The sequence below is a fragment of the Bradyrhizobium sp. MI1.4 genome (assembly GCF_055811315.1).
Window position 1 is genome coordinate 1 of sequence record NZ_JBVVPP010000013.1, and the last position, 16794, is coordinate 16794.

13 protein-coding genes and 1 pseudogene are annotated in these 16794 nt (G+C 64.1%); 11 read left to right on the top strand and 3 right to left on the bottom strand.

Annotation, left to right across the window (positions count from 1 at the left end):
* Positions 1-228: pseudogene (locus tag AC0L23_RS16980) on the bottom strand (hypothetical protein); the annotation flags it as partial.
* 2 nt (positions 229-230) lie between these two features.
* On the bottom strand, positions 231-932 hold the full coding sequence (locus tag AC0L23_RS16985) for a FecR family protein (protein ID WP_018455003.1): 702 nt from the start codon (positions 930-932) through the stop codon (positions 231-233).
* A 51-nt stretch (positions 933-983) separates the two neighbouring features.
* Between AC0L23_RS16985 and AC0L23_RS16990 the strand changes: the two genes are divergently transcribed.
* A complete protein-coding gene (locus AC0L23_RS16990; protein ID WP_085352672.1) occupies positions 984-2414 on the top strand; it encodes a phospholipid carrier-dependent glycosyltransferase in 1431 nt (476 codons plus the stop codon).
* A gap of 57 nt (positions 2415-2471) precedes the next feature.
* Here AC0L23_RS16990 and AC0L23_RS16995 read toward each other — a convergent pair whose 3' ends face one another.
* Positions 2472-3113 (bottom strand): OmpA family protein, encoded by a 642-nt coding sequence (locus AC0L23_RS16995; protein ID WP_018455001.1) that lies wholly within the window; start codon positions 3111-3113, stop codon positions 2472-2474.
* 513 nt (positions 3114-3626) lie between these two features.
* On the opposite strand from AC0L23_RS16995, the gene AC0L23_RS17000 reads away from it, so the two are divergent.
* The 10 genes from AC0L23_RS17000 (at position 3627) to AC0L23_RS17045 (ending at position 16793) form a co-directional block, all read left to right on the top strand.
* Positions 3627-3872, top strand: coding sequence for a hypothetical protein (locus AC0L23_RS17000; RefSeq protein WP_018455000.1), 246 nt, complete (start codon positions 3627-3629; stop codon positions 3870-3872).
* Positions 3873-3991: 119 nt separating this feature from the next.
* Positions 3992-4240: a hypothetical protein gene (locus tag AC0L23_RS17005; protein WP_007595197.1), complete on the top strand. Its 249-nt coding sequence runs from the start codon at positions 3992-3994 to the stop codon at positions 4238-4240.
* 108 nt (positions 4241-4348) lie between these two features.
* Positions 4349-5512: a winged helix-turn-helix domain-containing protein gene (locus AC0L23_RS17010; protein WP_085352671.1), complete on the top strand. Its 1164-nt coding sequence runs from the start codon at positions 4349-4351 to the stop codon at positions 5510-5512.
* 145 nt (positions 5513-5657) lie between these two features.
* A complete protein-coding gene (locus AC0L23_RS17015; protein WP_018454998.1) occupies positions 5658-6989 on the top strand; it encodes an MFS transporter in 1332 nt (443 codons plus the stop codon).
* 216 nt (positions 6990-7205) lie between these two features.
* Positions 7206-8312: an efflux RND transporter periplasmic adaptor subunit gene (locus tag AC0L23_RS17020; protein ID WP_085361298.1), complete on the top strand. Its 1107-nt coding sequence runs from the start codon at positions 7206-7208 to the stop codon at positions 8310-8312.
* Positions 8313-8491: 179 nt separating this feature from the next.
* Positions 8492-11629, top strand: a complete 3138-nt coding sequence (locus AC0L23_RS17025; RefSeq protein WP_085352669.1) for an efflux RND transporter permease subunit — start codon at positions 8492-8494, stop codon at positions 11627-11629.
* 35 nt (positions 11630-11664) lie between these two features.
* Positions 11665-12264: a TetR/AcrR family transcriptional regulator gene (locus AC0L23_RS17030; RefSeq protein ID WP_085361299.1), complete on the top strand. Its 600-nt coding sequence runs from the start codon at positions 11665-11667 to the stop codon at positions 12262-12264.
* 178 nt (positions 12265-12442) lie between these two features.
* Positions 12443-13066, top strand: coding sequence for a flavin reductase family protein (locus AC0L23_RS17035; protein ID WP_026232855.1), 624 nt, complete (start codon positions 12443-12445; stop codon positions 13064-13066).
* Between the two features lie 176 nt (positions 13067-13242).
* Entirely contained in the window at positions 13243-15510 is a 2268-nt protein-coding gene (locus AC0L23_RS17040; RefSeq protein ID WP_085384916.1) for an acyl-CoA dehydrogenase, read from the top strand.
* The gene (locus tag AC0L23_RS17045; protein ID WP_018454992.1) at positions 15510-16793 is read left to right on the top strand and encodes an acetyl-CoA C-acetyltransferase; all 1284 of its coding nucleotides are present in this window, start codon (positions 15510-15512) and stop codon (positions 16791-16793) included. Before AC0L23_RS17040 ends, AC0L23_RS17045 begins: the two co-directional genes overlap by 1 nt.
* The last annotated feature ends 1 nt before the right edge of the window (position 16794 follow it).

Sequence of the window (16794 nt, forward strand, 5' to 3'; positions counted from 1 at the left end):
GCGGGGCTGCGTGGCGGGGGGGGGGGGGGGGTTGGGCGTGGGGGGGTAGGTCGGCGTGGGCGAGGGGGAATAGCTCGGCGCCGGGGTGGGCGTCGACCCTCCGCACTCGGACTCGCAAATCGCGGCGGCTGCCGCCGGACGGGCATGGAACGCGACAAACGCAAACGCAGCCACGGCGGTCAGCACGCTCGCCAGGATGAAGCGCCTGAGGCTGGTGAGATTCGCCATCTTCAGCGTCCGCACAGCATGCCGTCGTCATGGATGGCGGGCGTGACGGTCGGCGAGGCCTCCGCATATTGGCTGACCGCGCACAGTCCCGCGCTCGCGGCGCAGGTCGCGGCAAAGGTCCAGGGCGGCGTATTGGTCTTACTGATGGAGATCTTGCCGCCGGTCGAGGTGATGATTGCGGTGTCGCCGGGCTGGGTGAGTTGCACGCATTGCTGGCTCGTCGTGCAGACGCTGGCGGCACCGTCCTGCAGCACGACGACCGAGCGGCCGCGCTGGGACAGGATATCGAGAGTGGTACCGCGCACGCCGATGGTCGCGAGCGGGGTCGTGATCTTGTAGGCGGTCTTCTCGGAATGTCCCGTGACGAAACGGAATGCGCCGGTCGTCATGCGGATCGCGACGTCGCGATAGCTGTGCTCGTCGTTGAAGACGGTGCGGTCGAGCTTGAGCGTGGCGCTCGGACCGAGCGACAGATTGGTGCTGTCGGCCATCACGAAGCGAGCCGCGCTGCCGGCGCCGGTGCGCACGGTCTCGTCCCGCAGCATGCTGTCGCCGACGCTGATCGGCGTCGTGGTCGAGGCCACGCGAACGACTTCATTCTGGATCAAGACGGCTTCACCGACGCGCGTCTGGGCTTGGGCGCAAGGGGCCGCGCACAAGAGGGTCGACAACAGCGTGGAGAAAAGCCAGAAACGCAAATTCATTTCGCAACCGATCGATGTGTCCCTGATCGTACCGGATCACGCGCGCTTGCGATGTGGCGGAATTATCACAAGCAGCGCGAGACCTGCGTTATGCTTAGTGACAGTTGCGGCAGAATGCGTTCAATGAAAACCGCGATCTCTATTATTCTCCGCGGTGACGCAAAATTGCCACGCAAGACATCCCCACAAACGCGACTTGACTTGCCTGCGGTTCCGAAGGTGTCGCGGAGCGCAGTGATTGCTGTCGCGATTTTCCTGGTCGCGCATCTTGCCCTGCTGATTGGCCTGACGACGCCGGAGAAGTTCGTCTTCGACGAAGTGCACTACGTGCCGGCGGCGCGGCAGATGCTGGCACCAGCGGTGTCGCAATCGATGCTCAATCCGATGCATCCACCTTTGGCGAAAGAGCTGATCGCGCTATCGATCGCGGCCTTTGGCGACAGCGCGCTGGGCTGGCGCTATCCCGCGACATTGTTCGGCGCGCTCGCGATCGTCGCGATCTATCTGTGCGGCCTCGCGCTGTTCGCCGCGCAAGGGCCTGCGATCGCCGCCGCGCTGATCGCCGCCTGCAACCAGATGCTGTACGTGCAGGCGCGCGTCGCGATGCTCGACATTTTTGCACTCGGCTTCGGCCTGCTCGCGATTGCCGCCTTCATGCATGGCTTTCGAAAGGATCGTCCCCATGCATTATTCGCGGCTGCCGGCAGCCTGTTCGGCTGTGCGGCCGCCTGCAAATGGAGCGGCCTGTTTCCGCTCGGAATCTGCATCGTCATCGTCGCGGTGATCCGCCTGATGCAGGGCTGGCACACCCTGTTTGCCGACGCGAAGCCGGGGGATTGGTACCGGCCTGATCTCTGGCCCGACTTCAGATTACATCACGTCGTGCTCTGCTTCACTGTCCTGCCCGCGATGACATATCTTGCGGCCTTCGTCCCACTCTACGGCGTGTCGCTGCCGGATCTGGTCGAGGCGCAGCGCCGGATCTTCGCGGACAACACCACCACTGCCATCGCCGGCCACACTTATATGAGCGCCTGGCCGTCATGGCCGCTGCTCGCGCGCCCGGTGTGGTTCCTGTTCGACAAGACCGTGGACGACAATGTCTCCGCGATCGTCTTTCTCGGTAACCCCCTGGTGCTGTGGCCGACGCTGCTCGCGCTCGCCGTCGTGCTGCGCGATTTCGTCGTCGCGCGTCGCCGGGATGCGTTCCTGATCGCGGTCTTCTATTTCGGGTCCTGGCTCGCCTGGGCGTTGCTGCCGCGTACGCTCGCCTTCATCTATTACTATCTGCCGGCTGCGACCGTGGCGTCGCTCGCGCTGGTCTACGTGCTGCGGCGGGACGGTCTACCGGGCTGGCTGTTGTGGGCCTATGTCGGGGTCGTCGCGATCGGCTTTGCCGCCATGCTGCCGATCTCGGCGGCCTTCGTCGGCACATCGATGCAGACCTTCAATCGGCTGATGCTCTTCCAAAGCTGGATATGAAATCGCCGCCCGCCGGGAGAACGGCAGGCGGCGTCTTGATGGGCGACAATTTCGGAATCACTTCGACGCGGTCTTGGTGTCCATGTTCACGACCTGGACGCGGCGGTTGATCGGGTCGGCGCCGTTGGCGGCGTCCTTCAGCTTGGTCTTGCCGTAGCCGACGGTGACGAGATCGGTGCCGGTGAGACCGTAGTTCAGCACCAGGTATTTCTTGATGGTGTCGGCCCGCCGCTCGGAGAGCCCCTGATTGTAGGCCTCGGTGCCGACCGCATCGGTGTGGCCGGCGACCACGAAGGTCGAGCCCTTCAACGAGGGATCGGACAGCGCCTTGCCGAGCGCCTGTACCGACGGCACCGACGTCTTGGCGATGTCGGCCGAGTTGTAGTCGAACTGGATCTCCAGATCGATCTTCGGCTTGGTCGCGGCGAGCTCGGCAATCTGCTCGCGCTCGCCCGTCGACAGCGACCGCGTCGAGCGGTTGCGCACGGTGTTCAGGAACGTCGATTCCTTGGCCTGGACCGCCGGATCAACCTGCGGACCTGCGGACAGACCCCGGGTCACGGGCTTCGGCTTCAGTGCATCCAGGATCTGGTTGGTAGAGACATTGCCGTCGCCGGCCATAGCCAAGCCGGCTGTCATCGACAGAATTGCCGAGAGGGTCACCGCCTTCAGTGCAAAAGAGTTATTGAAACGGGTCATTGTCGTATCCTCGTTGTGACGCCTGATGGCTATTTGATGCTGCGAGCATAGGGCAGGTTCAAAAGCCCTGGTGTGATCTTGGTCACGGTGGAAACGGGGCCGTCCTGGACCACGGCAGCGTATTTCAAGCGGTTTCGGTTCATAGAGAGCCGACCCGCGGTCCGCTCCGAGGAGGGGCGCCAGCGCGGGAAGAGAAGTGGTCGCACACCTCTCCGGCGATGGTTCGAGCCGTCGCAGTCCTGTCGTGATCCGCATCACTGAGGACCGCCGCGCCGAGGTGCCGCTCGGGCGGCGGGGGCCGGTTCACTCAAGGAAACCCATGCTCACCGATTGTCGCAAAGCCGTCGCGTGTTGGCCTGTCTGTGAACAATTTTTCGGCCAGATGGACGCCTAGCAGGGCACAGCCTCCAACAAGCGCAAACGAAGGGAGCTGAGTTCCACCCAGTGCCGAGGCCAAGTGATTACCAGTTTTATCGCAATGGCCCGCCGGATCGGACCGTGTCCCTGAGCTCCATGCCCATCTATATCGGGGCGGCGATGATCGCGGTGGCGATCTTGCTGTCGACACTAATCACGGGGCTGACCTCCCGCTATGTCGGGCTTCAAGCGCCGACCGACGAGAACATGTGGCTGGTCGATCGTCTCACCGGCAACGTCTATCGCTGCCAGGCGGAGGAGCGCGGCAAGGCCTCGTGCGAACCCGATGTCGCAACAGGCAGCGTCGGCGACCGGTCCAAAGCCCCGAAAGCCGGCCGCTGAGTCCTGCCGTCTTCGCACCGCAGCAAGAAATTGTCTTCTCCACGAAACGTCTTCGCGGGAGAATACGTATTGCGAAGGCCGACATGACGCCGGTTTCGTTTTACGGAGGAGACTTTTCGATGAAAATCTTGCTCACAGCTGCAGCTTTGGTCGCGTTCGCCGTTTCCCCTGCATCTGCCGCGATGATGGCGTGCACCAGCGACAATATGATGAAGTCCGCCGCCATGATGGGCGGCACGGCGGATACGCCGGCCAAGACGGCCATGAACAAGGAAATGGCCATGGCCAACACCGACATGAGCAACGGCAAGATGAAAAGCGCCTGCATGCATTACATGAAGGCGCAGAAGGCCATGTCGATGAAGTAGCAAGCGCCTTCCGACCGCGCTGTCAGCAGATGGCGGCGCGGTTTTTCCTTGTCCGCTCCTGGATCGGCTTCTTGGCTGGATGCGAATCCCGCTACACTGCATTCCGCAATGTCCCGCGCGCCCAAACCGATTCCACTCACCACGACACAGGCCCGGCAAATCTGGCTTCATGCCCAGCGGCTGGACGAGCGCGCGCCGTTCGGTGACGGCGCGCAAGCCGTCTCCGACGCGGTCGCCCATCTCGGCTATGTGCAGATCGACACCATCAACGTGATCGAGCGCTGCCATCATCACATCCTGTTCAGCCGGATTCCGTCCTACCGGCGCGCCGACCTGCGCCATGCCCAGAGCGTCGACAAGAGCGTCTTTGAATATTGGACGCATGCGCTGTCTTACGTGCCGGCCGGCGACTTCCGCTTCTTCCTGCCGGCGATGTGCGAGCACCGCCGCGAGGGGCACAAATGGTTCGCCTCGGTGAAACCTGCCGACATGCGCAAGGTGATGCGGCTGGTGCGCGCCGGCCCGCTGACGATCCGCGACATCGAGGACGACGTGCTCACCGAGAAGGAGCATCTCTGGCAAAGCCGAAAACCCTCGAAGCGGGCATTGCAGCTCGCCTTCTACATGGGTGCCGTGACCGTCAGCGAGCGCCAGGGCATGCTCAAGACTTATGAGCTGATGACGCGCCATTTCGGCTGGGACAAGCTGCCGAAGCCGGCGTCGGCAAAGGACATCACGGTCTATCTGCTCGATCGCGCGCTGCGATCGCAAGGTGTCGTGAGCCTCGATTCGGTCTGCCATCTCAACGCGCCGCGCAAGCCGGCGGTGGCTGCCCTGATCGGCTCGCGCGTCCGCCGTGGCGAGCTCGTGCCTGTCGCCATCGACGGTGCCGGCAAGCAGGAGCACTGGGCAGTGCCGGCTGCGCTCGAGCCGGGCGAGTCCGCGCCGCCGGATCTGGTCCATATCCTGTCGCCGTTCGATCCGCTGATCATCCAGCGCAAGCGCACCAATCTCATTTTCGGTTACAACCATTTGTTCGAGGCCTATGTGCCGAAGGCCAAACGCAAGCTCGGCTATTTCGCGCTGCCCGTGCTGGTCGGCGACGAGATCGTCGCCGCGCTCGATCTGAAGACCGACCGGCAGGCGAAGAAGCTGCTGATGCAGAAATGGACCTGGGTCGGCGAGGGGAAGAAGACCGCGGGGCGCAAGGAGCTCAAACGGAAGATCGAGGAGGAGCTCGATCGCTTTGCGAAGTTTCAATTGGCAGAGTAGTTGTGCGCGGCGGGGATCACCGAGCTCTGTCGTAGCGCAACGTGGTGGCCGGCTGCGCCCCTTGCATTGCTTGCTCCATTGACTCTTTCGCGGCGATGCTCAAAACCCCGGATCAGCCCATAAAAGCAACAACCCGGGGGAAGCCATGAGCCAGACCACGACCTATGCCGGTTCGACCGGCGCAGCCAAGTCGGAAATCGAGACCTCGACGATCCGCGCCATCTCCTGGCGCCTGATCCCGTTCCTGGTGCTGGCCTATTTCTTCTCCTATCTCGACCGCGTCAATCTCGGCTTCGCCGCGCTGACCATGAATGCCGAGCTGAAATTCACGCCGCTGATCTTCTCCTGGGGCGCCGGCATCTTCTTCATCGGCTATTTCATCTTCGAGGTGCCGAGCAATCTGGCGCTGGAGAAGTTCGGCGCCAGCCGCTGGATCGCCCGCATCATGGTGACCTGGGGCATCATCTCGGCGCTGATGGCGCTCACGAGCGGGGTCACGAGCTTCTACGTGCTGCGCTTCCTGCTCGGCGTCGCCGAAGCCGGCTTCTTCCCCGGCATCATCCTCTATCTCACTTATTGGTATCCGGCCGAATATCGCGCCCGCTTCCTCGCGGCCTTCGCCATCGCCGTTCCGGTCTCCACCGTGATCGGCGCGCCGGTCTCTGGCCTGCTGCTCGGCCTCGACGGGGCCATGGGCCTGAAGGGCTGGCAGTGGCTGTTCATCATTGAGGGCATTCCCTCCGTGCTGCTCGGCATCGTCACCTGGTTCTATCTCACCGACAGGCCAGAGAAGGCGGATTGGCTCTCGGCCGAGCAGAAGGCCTGGCTCAAGACCAAGCTCGATGCCGAGATCGCGGCCAAGCAGGCGGTGAAGCATATGTCGCTCGGCGAGGCGCTGACCTCACCTAAGGTGATCATGCTGAGCCTCGTCTATTTCGGCTTCGTCGGCGCGCTCTATGGCATGCAGTTCTGGCTGCCGCAGATCGTCAAGGCGTTCGGCCTCACCAACGCCCAGACCGGCTTCGTCACCGCGATTCCGTATCTGTTCGGCACCATCGCAATGATCCTGTGGGCGCGGCATTCCGATGCCACGCGCGAGCGCGTGATGCATGTCGGCGCGCCGTTGCTGCTCACCGCCGTCGCTCTCGGCGTCTCCAGCTATCTCACCGACCCCACCCTGACGATGATCGTGCTGACGGTTGCCGCGATCGGCGTGTTCTGCTGCTTCGGCGTGTTCTGGACCCTGCCGACGGCCTGGCTCTCCGGCACGGCGGCGGCCGGCGCCATCGCTCTGATCAACTCGATCGGCAATCTCGCCGGGTTCGGCGGACCGTATCTGATCGGCTGGGTCAAGGAAGCCACCGGGCAGACCTCGACCGGACTGCTCGTGCTCGCGGTGCTGCCGCTGATCGCCGGCATCCTGGTCTTCATCGGTGGCCACGACAGCAAGCACGAGTTCGCCGAACAGGGGCGGTAGCCTCGAAATGTCGCCCTGGCGAAAGCCAGGCCCATTCCGTGCGGTCCCTCTGGGCCGCGGCGCGACGCTCTCTTCCAACAGTCCGGGCTTTCCGCCAAGGGCAGCGGGGAGGTTACCACCTCTTAACGATCACGCTTTCCTGATGACTGACGATTATTGACTTTCATCAGTGATTAGTCGACATTCCTCTCATTGCAGCCGAGGGAGTGTCCTCCGATGTTCGTCCGATCCGTTTTGTCCAGCTATTCGAGGCTTTTGGCCGGTGTTTCGCTGGCGCTGATGGCTGCCGCCCTCGCTGGGTGCAATGACACCGTCGCTGAAAAGGCCGACCCGCCGCGGCCGGTCCTGGTCGCCACCGCCCACTACGATGCCGAAAAGCCCGAGCGCAGCTTCGTCGGCACGATCAGGCCGCGGATCGAGAGCGATCTGGGCTTTCGGGTCGCGGGCAAGGTCGCCAAGCGTCTGGTCGAAGTTGGCCAGACCGTCGAGATCGGTCAGCCGCTCGCGGTCCTCGATGAGGTCGATCTGAAGCTCCAGGCCGAGCAAGCCGTCGCCGAACAGACCGCTGCGACCGGCGTGCTGGCCCAGGCCGCCGCGGCCGAGCAGCGCGCCAAGGATTTGAAGGCCAAGGGCTGGACCACCGACGCGCAGCTGGATTCGAGCCGCGCCGCTGCCGACGAGGCCCGCGCCCGCCTGAACCGGGCCGAGCGCTCGGTCGAGCTGACCAACAATTCCCTTTCCTACGCGACGCTCAACGCCGACGCCCGTGGCGTCGTCACCGCAACGCTGATCGAGCCTGGCCAGGTGGTTGCCGCAGGCCAGACCTCGATCCGTGTCGCCCGCTTTGCCGAAAAGGAAGCGGTCGTCGCGATCCCTGAGACGCTGGTCGGACGTGCCAAATCGGGCGCCGCCAGCGTCACTCTTTGGTCGGAGCCGGGCAAAAAGTACACGGCCAAGCTGCGCGAGATCGCGCCCACCGCGGATCCCGCCACGCGCACCTATCTTGCCAAGTTTTCGCTGCCCGAGGCCGACGACAAGGTCTCGCTCGGCATGACCGCGACGCTGACGCTGTCGGACGCCGCCACCGAACGCGTCGCGCGGCTGCCGCTGTCGGCGCTGTTCAACGAAGGCGGCAAGCCGTCCTTCTACGTCGTCGACGACAACGGCGCGGTCACGCTGAAGCCGGTCGTGGTGAAGTCCTACGAGAGCAACGACGTCGTCATCACCGGTGGTGTCGAAGAGGGCGCCAAGATCGTCGCCCTCGGCGTTCAGAAGCTCGATCCCGGCCAGAAGGTACGGGTCGTGTCGTCACTGTCCTTTTAAGTCTCTTTTACGAGTTACGTCGTGTGAGGTGAGTTTCGGCCCAAGCGCAAATGCTGGGGCTGAAGCGGCGAAGCGATCCAGAACCTGCCCAGCCCCCTGGATTGCTTCGCTGCCTCGCGACGACGCGTTCAACAGAGTGGCTGTGGTTTTTTGCAACCGGATCATCTTTGGAGAGTGCGATGAAGCGCTTCAATCTTTCGGCCTGGGCCGTCAGCCATCCGACGCTGATCCTGTTCCTGATGCTCATACTCGGCGTCGCCGGATTCTTCTCCTATCAGAAGCTCGGTCGCGCCGAGGATCCGTTCTTCACGGTGAAGGTGGTCAACGTCTCCGTGCTGTGGCCGGGCGCGACAGCGCAGGAAATGCAGGCGCAGGTCGCCGATCCCATCGAGAAGAAGATCCAGGAGCTGCCCTACTTCGAGAAGGTGCAGACCTATTCCAAGCCCGGATTCACTGCGCTCCAGGTGACCTTCCGCGATTCTACGCCGCCGAAGGACGTGCCGTATCTCTTTTATCTGCTGCGCAAGAAGCTGGTCGACGTGCAGGGCCAGCTGCCCGCAGGGATTCTCGGGCCCGTCGTCAACGACGAGTTCTCCGACGTCGATTCCATCCTCTACATGATGACGGGCGACGGCGCCGACTACGCCCAGCTCAAGAAGGTCTCGGAAGGTTTCCGTCAGCGCCTTCTGAAGGTGCCGGGCGTGACCAAGGTCGACGTTTACGGCAACCAGGATGAGCGCATCTTCGTCGAGTTCAGCCATGCCAAGCTCGCCACGCTCGGCATCACGCCGCAGGCGCTGTTCGATTCGCTCGCCAAGCAGAACAACGTGACGCCGGCCGGCACGGTCGAGACCTCGTCGCAGCGCGTGCCGCTGCGCGTCACCGGTGCGCTCGACGGCGCCAAGGCCGTCGCCGAAACCCCGGTCGAGAGCAACGGCCGCGTGTTCCGCCTCGGCGACATCGCCACCGTCACCCATGGCTATGTCGACCCGCCGAGCTTCATCGTGCGCCAGGAAGGCAAGGCCGCGATCGGCATCGGCGTCGTCACCGCCAAGGGCGCCAACATCCTCGATCTCGGCAAGGAGGTCGAGAAGGCGACGGCTGAATTCATGAAGGCGGTGCCGCAGGGCGTCGACGTCAAACTGATCGCCGACCAGCCCAAGGTGGTCGAGCACGCGGTCGGCGAGTTCGTACACTCTTTCATGGAAGCCCTCGTCATCGTGCTGTTCGTGTCGTTCCTGGCGCTTGGCTGGCGCACCGGCATCGTGGTCGCATTGTCGGTGCCCCTGGTGCTCGGCATCGTCTTCGTCGTCATGAACACGATGTCGCTCGACCTGCACCGCATCACGCTCGGTGCGCTGATCATCGCGCTCGGCCTGCTGGTGGATGACGCCATCATTGCCGTCGAGATGATGGTGGTGAAGATGGAGCAGGGCTGGGACCGCATGCGTGCGGCGTCCTTTGCCTGGGAATCCACTGCGTTTCCGATGCTCACGGGAACGCTGGTCACGGCCGCTGGCTTCCTCCCCATCGGCTTTGCCAATTCCGCGGTCGGCGAATATGCCGGCAGCATCTTCTGGATCGTGGCGATCGCGCTGGTCGCGTCCTGGTTCGTGGCGGTGATCTTCACGCCCTATATCGGCGTCATGCTGCTGCCCAACATCAAGGTGCACCACAATCACGATCCGCACGCGGTCTACGAGACCCGCATGTATCGGGGCCTGCGCGCCATCGTGCAGTGGTGCGTCAACCACCGCATCACCGTGGTGGTCGCGACCGTCGGCGTCTTCATCGCCTCGATCGTCGGCTTCGGCCACGTCCAGCAGCAGTTCTTCCCGCTGTCCGAGCGTCCCGAGCTGTTCCTCCAGCTTCGCCTGCCCGAGGGCACCGCCTTCAACGTCACCGAAAAGGCGGTGAAGAAGGCCGAGACCATGCTCAAGGACGACAAGGACATCGAGACCTACACGGCCTATGTCGGACAGGGCTCGCCGCGCTTCTGGCTCGGCCTCAATCCGCAGCTTCCGAACGAGGCTTTTGCCGAAATCGTCATCGTCGCAAAGGGCGTCGAGGCGCGCGAGCGCATCAAGGCCAAGCTTGAACACGCCGTTGCCGACGGCGCGCTCAACGAGGCCCGCGTGCGCGTCGACCGCTTCAATTTCGGTCCCCCGGTTGGTTTTCCCGTGCAGTTTCGCGTCATCGGACCCGACGCCAACAAGGTGCGCGAGATCGCCTACCAGGTCCGCGACGTCATGCGGCAGAACAAGAGCGTCAAGGACGTCCAGCTCGACTGGAACGAGCAGTCGCCTTACCTCAAGCTTGTCGTCGACCAGGATCGCGCACGCGCCATGGGCCTGACCCCGCAGGACGTGTCGCAGGCGCTGTCGATGCTGATCTCGGGCTCGCAGGTGACGACCGTGCGCGACGGCATCGAAAAGGTCGGCGTGGTCGCGCGCGCCGTCTCGTCCGAGCGGCTCGACCTCGGCGCCGTCGGCGATCTCACCATCACCTCGCGCAACGGCGTGGCCGTGCCGCTGCAGCAGATCGCCAAGATCGAGTATGCGCACGAGGAACCGATCATGTGGCGGCGTAACCGCGACATGGCGATCACCGTGCGCTCCGACGTCGTCGACGGCGTGCAGGCGCCCGACGTCACCGGCCAGATCGCGCCGAAGCTGAAGGCGATCAAGGACAACCTGGAGCCGGCCTACCGCATCGAGGCGGGCGGCGCGTTCGAGGAATCCGCCAAGGGCAACGCCTCGATCTTCATTCTCTTCCCGCTGATGGTCATGGTGATGCTGACGCTGCTGATGTTCCAGCTGCAGAGCTTCTCGCGCCTGATCCTGGTGTTTCTGACTGCGCCGCTCGGCATTGTCGGCGCCTCGTTCGGGCTCAACATCGCCAACGCCCCGTTCGGCTTCGTGGCGCTGCTCGGCCTGATCGCGCTCGCCGGCATGATCATGCGTAACGCCGTGATCCTGGTGGATCAGATCGAGACCGACGTCTCGCACGGCCTGACCCGCCGCGAGGCGATCGTGGAGGCCACCGTCCGCCGCGCCCGTCCGGTGGTGCTGACGGCGCTTGCCGCCATCCTCGCCATGATCCCGCTGTCGCGCTCGGCGTTCTGGGGGCCGATGGCGATCACCATCATGGGTGGCTTGTTCGTCGCGACCTTCCTGACGCTGCTGTACCTGCCGGGCCTCTACGCCCTCTGGTTCCGCAAGAGCCTGGATGAGGCGGGCACGCCCGAGCAGCCTGCCGCGCCGCAGCATGGGAGCGATGACCAGAACGCAATTCCGCTTGCTGAGGCGGCTGAATAAGTGAAGATGAACTGCTGATTCACGAGTCCTGACAGATGACACTGGTTTCGGAACATATCGAAGGCGACACCCGGGAACGCATTCTCGAGGTGGCCGAGCGGCTGTTCCGCCAGATCGGCTATCTCAAGACCACGGTCGGCGACATTGCCAAGGAGCTCAAGATGAGCCCCGCCAACGTCTATCGCTTCTTCGAATCGAAGAAGGCGATTCATCAGGCGGTGGCCCGTTCGCTAATGGGCGAGGTCGAGCTGGAAGCGCAGCGGATCGTGGCCAGGCCCGGTCCGGTACTGCCGCGATTCCGTGAGCTGCTCACCACCATCAATCGCATGAACACCGAGCGCTATGTCGGCGACAATAAGCTGCACGAGATGGTCGAGATCGCGATGCAGGAGGACTGGGACGTCTGCGTCAACCACATGGAGTGCATTGCCGGAGTCATCGGCCAGATGATCGCGCAAGGCGTGGCTTCCGGCGAGTTCGAGGCGCCGGACCTGCAACTGGCTGCGCTGTGCGCCTGCACCGCGATGATGCGCTTTTTCCACCCCCAGATGATCGCCCAGTGCGCTACCAAGCCGGGCCCGACCATCGACCAGATGATCGATTTCGTCATCGCGGGATTGTCCCCGCGCCACTGACGCGGCGGCGGATTTCCTCCTATAAGCAGGCCGACCGCCACGGAATGACGGCTGATGGCGGGCAAGGACGGATCAACAAACTCCGTCATTGCGAGCTTTGCGAAGCAATCCAGACTGTCTCTGCGGAGGGATTCTGGATTGCTTCGCTGCGCTCGCAATGACGAGAAGGAAACAGCGCGTGACCGACAAAGACCTGCACTTCTACGAGCCCGCCAAGGGCCACGGCCTCAAGCACGATCCCTTCAACGCCATCGTCGCGCCGCGGCCGATCGGCTGGATTTCGTCGCGCGACACCAACGGCCACGTCAACCTCGCGCCCTACAGCTTCTTCAACGCTTTCTGCTACGTCCCCCCGATCATCGGCTTCTCCTCCACCAACTGGAAGGACACGGTCGAAAACATCCAGCAGACCGGCGAGTTCGTCTGGAACCTCGCCACCATGGACCTGGCCAGGCACATGAACGCGACTGCGGCGCATGTTGGCCCTGAGGTCGACGAGTTCAAAGTTGCGGGCCTCACCGCCGTGCCCGGCAGGCTCGTCAACGTGCCGCGCGTCGGCGAGAGTCCCGTCGCCTTCGAATGCAAGGTGTCCGATATCGTCCGCCTCAAGGGCGCCGACGGCAAGGAAGCCAATGCCTGGCTGACGCTCGGCGAGGTCGTTGCCGTCCACATCGACAAGGCCATGATCAAGGACGGCGTCTACCAGACCGCCGCCGCCCGCCCGATCGTACGCGCCGGCCGCAGCGGGGATTATTTCGAAATCAAGCCGGAAAACATGTTCGAGATGGTGCGGCCGGATTAGACCGGCCGACCGCGAAGCCATCCCCTCCCGGAACTGCCACCACGCCTCGGCCGTTATGGCCCCTGGGCGGCTGCCCGGCCGCGTCAATTCGCGTCTTTCCGCAGGCGAAGTCTTCACCGCCGCCGGCCACTTTCCGCTAAAATGCCCGATCACCGCGCCGATGCATGAGGTCCGCCATGAGCTTCCGCCGCGACACCCTGACCAAGCCGATTTTCTCCTGGGCGCGCGGCGTGCTGCCGGCGATGTCGGACACCGAGCGCGAGGCGCTGGAGGCCGGCGACGTCTGGTGGGACGCCGATCTCTTCACCGGCAACCCCGATTGGTCGAAGCTGCTGAAGGTCCCGCAGGCAACGTTGACCGAAGAGGAGCGGGCCTTCCTCAACGGCCCCGTCGACGAGCTTTGCGCCATGCTCGACGAGTGGAAGATCTTTTGGGAATGGCGCGACCTGCCGCCCGATGTCTGGCACTTCGTCAAGCGCGAAAAATTCTTCGGCATGATCATTCCGAAGGAGTTCGGCGGCCTCGGCTTCTCGCCCTATGCGCATTCGGAAGTGGTGCGCAAGATATCGACCCGCTCGATCGCCGCCGCGGTGACGGTGATGGTGCCGAACTCGTTGGGCCCCGGCGAGCTCCTGATGCACTTCGGCACGAAGGAGCAGCAGCAGCGCTGGCTGCCGCGTCTTGCCGATGGCCGCGACATTCCCTGCTTCGGCCTCACCAGCCCCGAGGCCGGCTCTGATGCCGCCTCGATGGTCGACACCGGCATCATCTGCAAAGACACCTTCGAGGGCCAGGAGGTGCTGGGCCTGAAGCTCAACTGGCACAAGCGCTACATCACGCTCGGCCCCGTCGCGACGCTGCTTGGCCTCGCCTTCAAGGCCTATGATCCCGATCATCTCGTCGGCGACCAGGAAGAGCTCGGCATCAGCGTGGCGCTGATCCCGACCAATCTTCCCGGCGTCGAAATCGGCAAACGCCATTTGCCCTCGATGCAGGTCTTCCAGAACGGTCCGAACTGGGGCCGCGACGTTTTCATTCCGCTCGACTACGTCATCGGCGGCCAGGCGCGGCTGGGGCAGGGCTGGAAGATGCTGATGACGGCGCTCGCCGCCGGCCGCGGCATCTCGTTGCCGTCGCTCTCCGCCGCCGGCGCCGCCTATGCCGCCCGCACCACCGGCGCCTATGCCCGCATCCGCGAGCAGTTCGGCATCTCCATCTCCAAATTCGAGGGCGTCGAGGAGCCGCTCGCCCGCATTGTCGCCACTGCCTATCAGCTCGACGCGGCGCGACGGCTGACCTGCGCGGCACTGAATGCCGGGATCCATCCCGCCGTCATCTCGGGCATCATGAAGCTGCACGCGACCGAGCGGATGCGCACCGCGGTCGACGACGCTATGGACATCCATGGCGGCAAGGCCGTGATCGACGGTCCGCAAAACTATCTCGGCAATCTCCACCGCGCCGTTCCGGTCGGCATCACCGTCGAGGGCGCCAATATCCTCACCCGCAATCTCATCGTGTTCGGACAGGGCGCCATCCGCGCCCATCCTTATCTGCTCGACGAGATGAATGCGCTTGCCGATGCCGATCGCGAGCGCGGGCTCACCGCCTTCGACAAGGTGTTCTGGAAACATGTCGGCCACAGCTTCGAGACACTCTTGCGCGCGTTCGGCCGGAGCTGGAGCTTTGGTGTCTTCGCGCTTGCACCCGATGCGGGTGACGCCAGACCATTCTATCGTCAGCTCTCGCGCTACTCGGCGGCTTTTGCCCTCTGCGCCGATATGGCGCTGTTGACGCTCGGCGGCGCGCTCAAGCGCAAAGAGATGCTGTCGGCGCGCTTCGGCGACATCCTGTCCGAGCTGTATCTGCTCTCTGCCGCGCTGAAGCGCTGGCAGGACGAGGGCCGGCAGAAGGAGGATTTTGCCGCGCTCGAATGGTGCATGGCGACGGGCTTTCGGACCATCGAGAACCGGCTTGCCGAGATTCTCGCCAATCTGCCGAACCGCTTCGTCGCAGGCATCCTCAAATTCGTGGTCCAGCCCTTCGGCGCCCGCGTGCTGGGTCCCTCCGACCGGGTCGTGCATCAATGCGCGAGCCTCGTGCTGGAGCCGTCGGCCGCGCGCGACCGCCTCACGCCCGATCTCGCTTATGTCGACGACGATGGCGGCTTCGCCCGGCTGGAGCGCGCGTTCAACCTGATCGCAGGTGCGGACGCCATCGCCAGGCGCATGCGCGCGGCTCATCTGAGCGACTGGAAGGATGCGGTGGCCAAGGGTGTGATCACGCAGGCGGAGGGCGAGCAGCTGGCCGCGGCCCGCGAAGCCGTTACAAAGGTGATCGAGGTCGACGATTTTGCGCCGGAGGCGCTGTCGCCGATTTACAAGAAAACCGGCGACGTGCATCAGTTCTTCCAGGAACTCGGTGAACAGAGGGCGGCGAGCTGATGGCACGACCGGTTTTCATCGTCGACGGCAGTCGGACGCCGTTTTTGAAGGCGCGTTCGGGGCCGGGGCCGTTCACGCCGGTCGATCTCGCCGTGCAATGCGGCCGGCCACTGCTGGCGCGTCAGCCGTTTTCGCCTGATACCTTCGACCAGGTCATCCTCGGCTGCGTCAACGTGATCGCGGACGAAATGAACCCGGCTCGCGTCGCCGCGCTCCGGCTCGGCATGGGCGAGGACATGGTCGCCTTCACCGTTCAGATCAATTGCGGATCCGGCATGCAGTCGATCGACACCGCGTACCGCTACATCCGCGAGGGCCATGCCGACATGATCCTGGCCGGCGGCACCGAGGCCTTGAGCCACGCGCCGCTGGTCTGGCCCAATTCCGGCGTGCGCTGGTTCGCCGGCCTCGCCACCGCCAAGGGCGTCGCCGCGAAGCTTGCCGCGGCCTTCAAGCTGCGGCCGCGCTATCTCAAACCGATCATCGGCTTGGAGCGCGGGCTGACCGATCCTATTACCGATCTCAACATGGGCCAGACGGCCGAAGTCGTCGGCCATCTCTTCGGCATCACCCGTGCGCAGTCCGATGCCTATGCCGCCGAGAGCCATCGCCGGCTCGCGCATGCGCAGGCGGAAGGTTTTCTCAAGGGCGAAGTCGAAACCGCGTTCTCCCGCGACGGAAAATTCTTCGACCATGATGATGGCGTGCGTCCGGACTCGACGGCCGAGAGGCTCGCAAAACTCCGGCCCGTGTTCGAGCGTCCCTGGGGCCAGGTCACCGCCGGCAATTCCTCGCAGATCACCGATGGCGCGTCCTGGGTGATCCTGGCGTCCGACGAAGCAGTCGCCAGGCACAAGCTGACGCCGAAGGCCGTCATCGTCGACAGCAACTGGGCCGCACTCGATCCAAGCATCATGGGTCTCGGTCCTGTGATGTCGGCGACGCCGTTACTGAAGCGCAATGATCTCACCATCCAGGACGTCGAGACCTGGGAGCTCAACGAGGCGTTCGCCACCCAAGTGCTCGGTTGCCTCGCCGCCTGGAATGACGACAAGTTCTGCCGCGAGATTTTGGGACTGGACGGCGCTGCCGGCGAGGTCGACCGCGACAAACTCAACGTCGATGGCGGCGCTATCTCGCTCGGGCATCCCGTCGGCACGTCCGGCAATCGCATCGTGCTGCATCTCGTCAACACCATGAAGCGGCTCGGCACGCGGCGCGGCGTTGCCACCGAATGCATTGGCGGCGGGCTCGGCGGCGCCATGCTGATCGAGGCGGTATGAC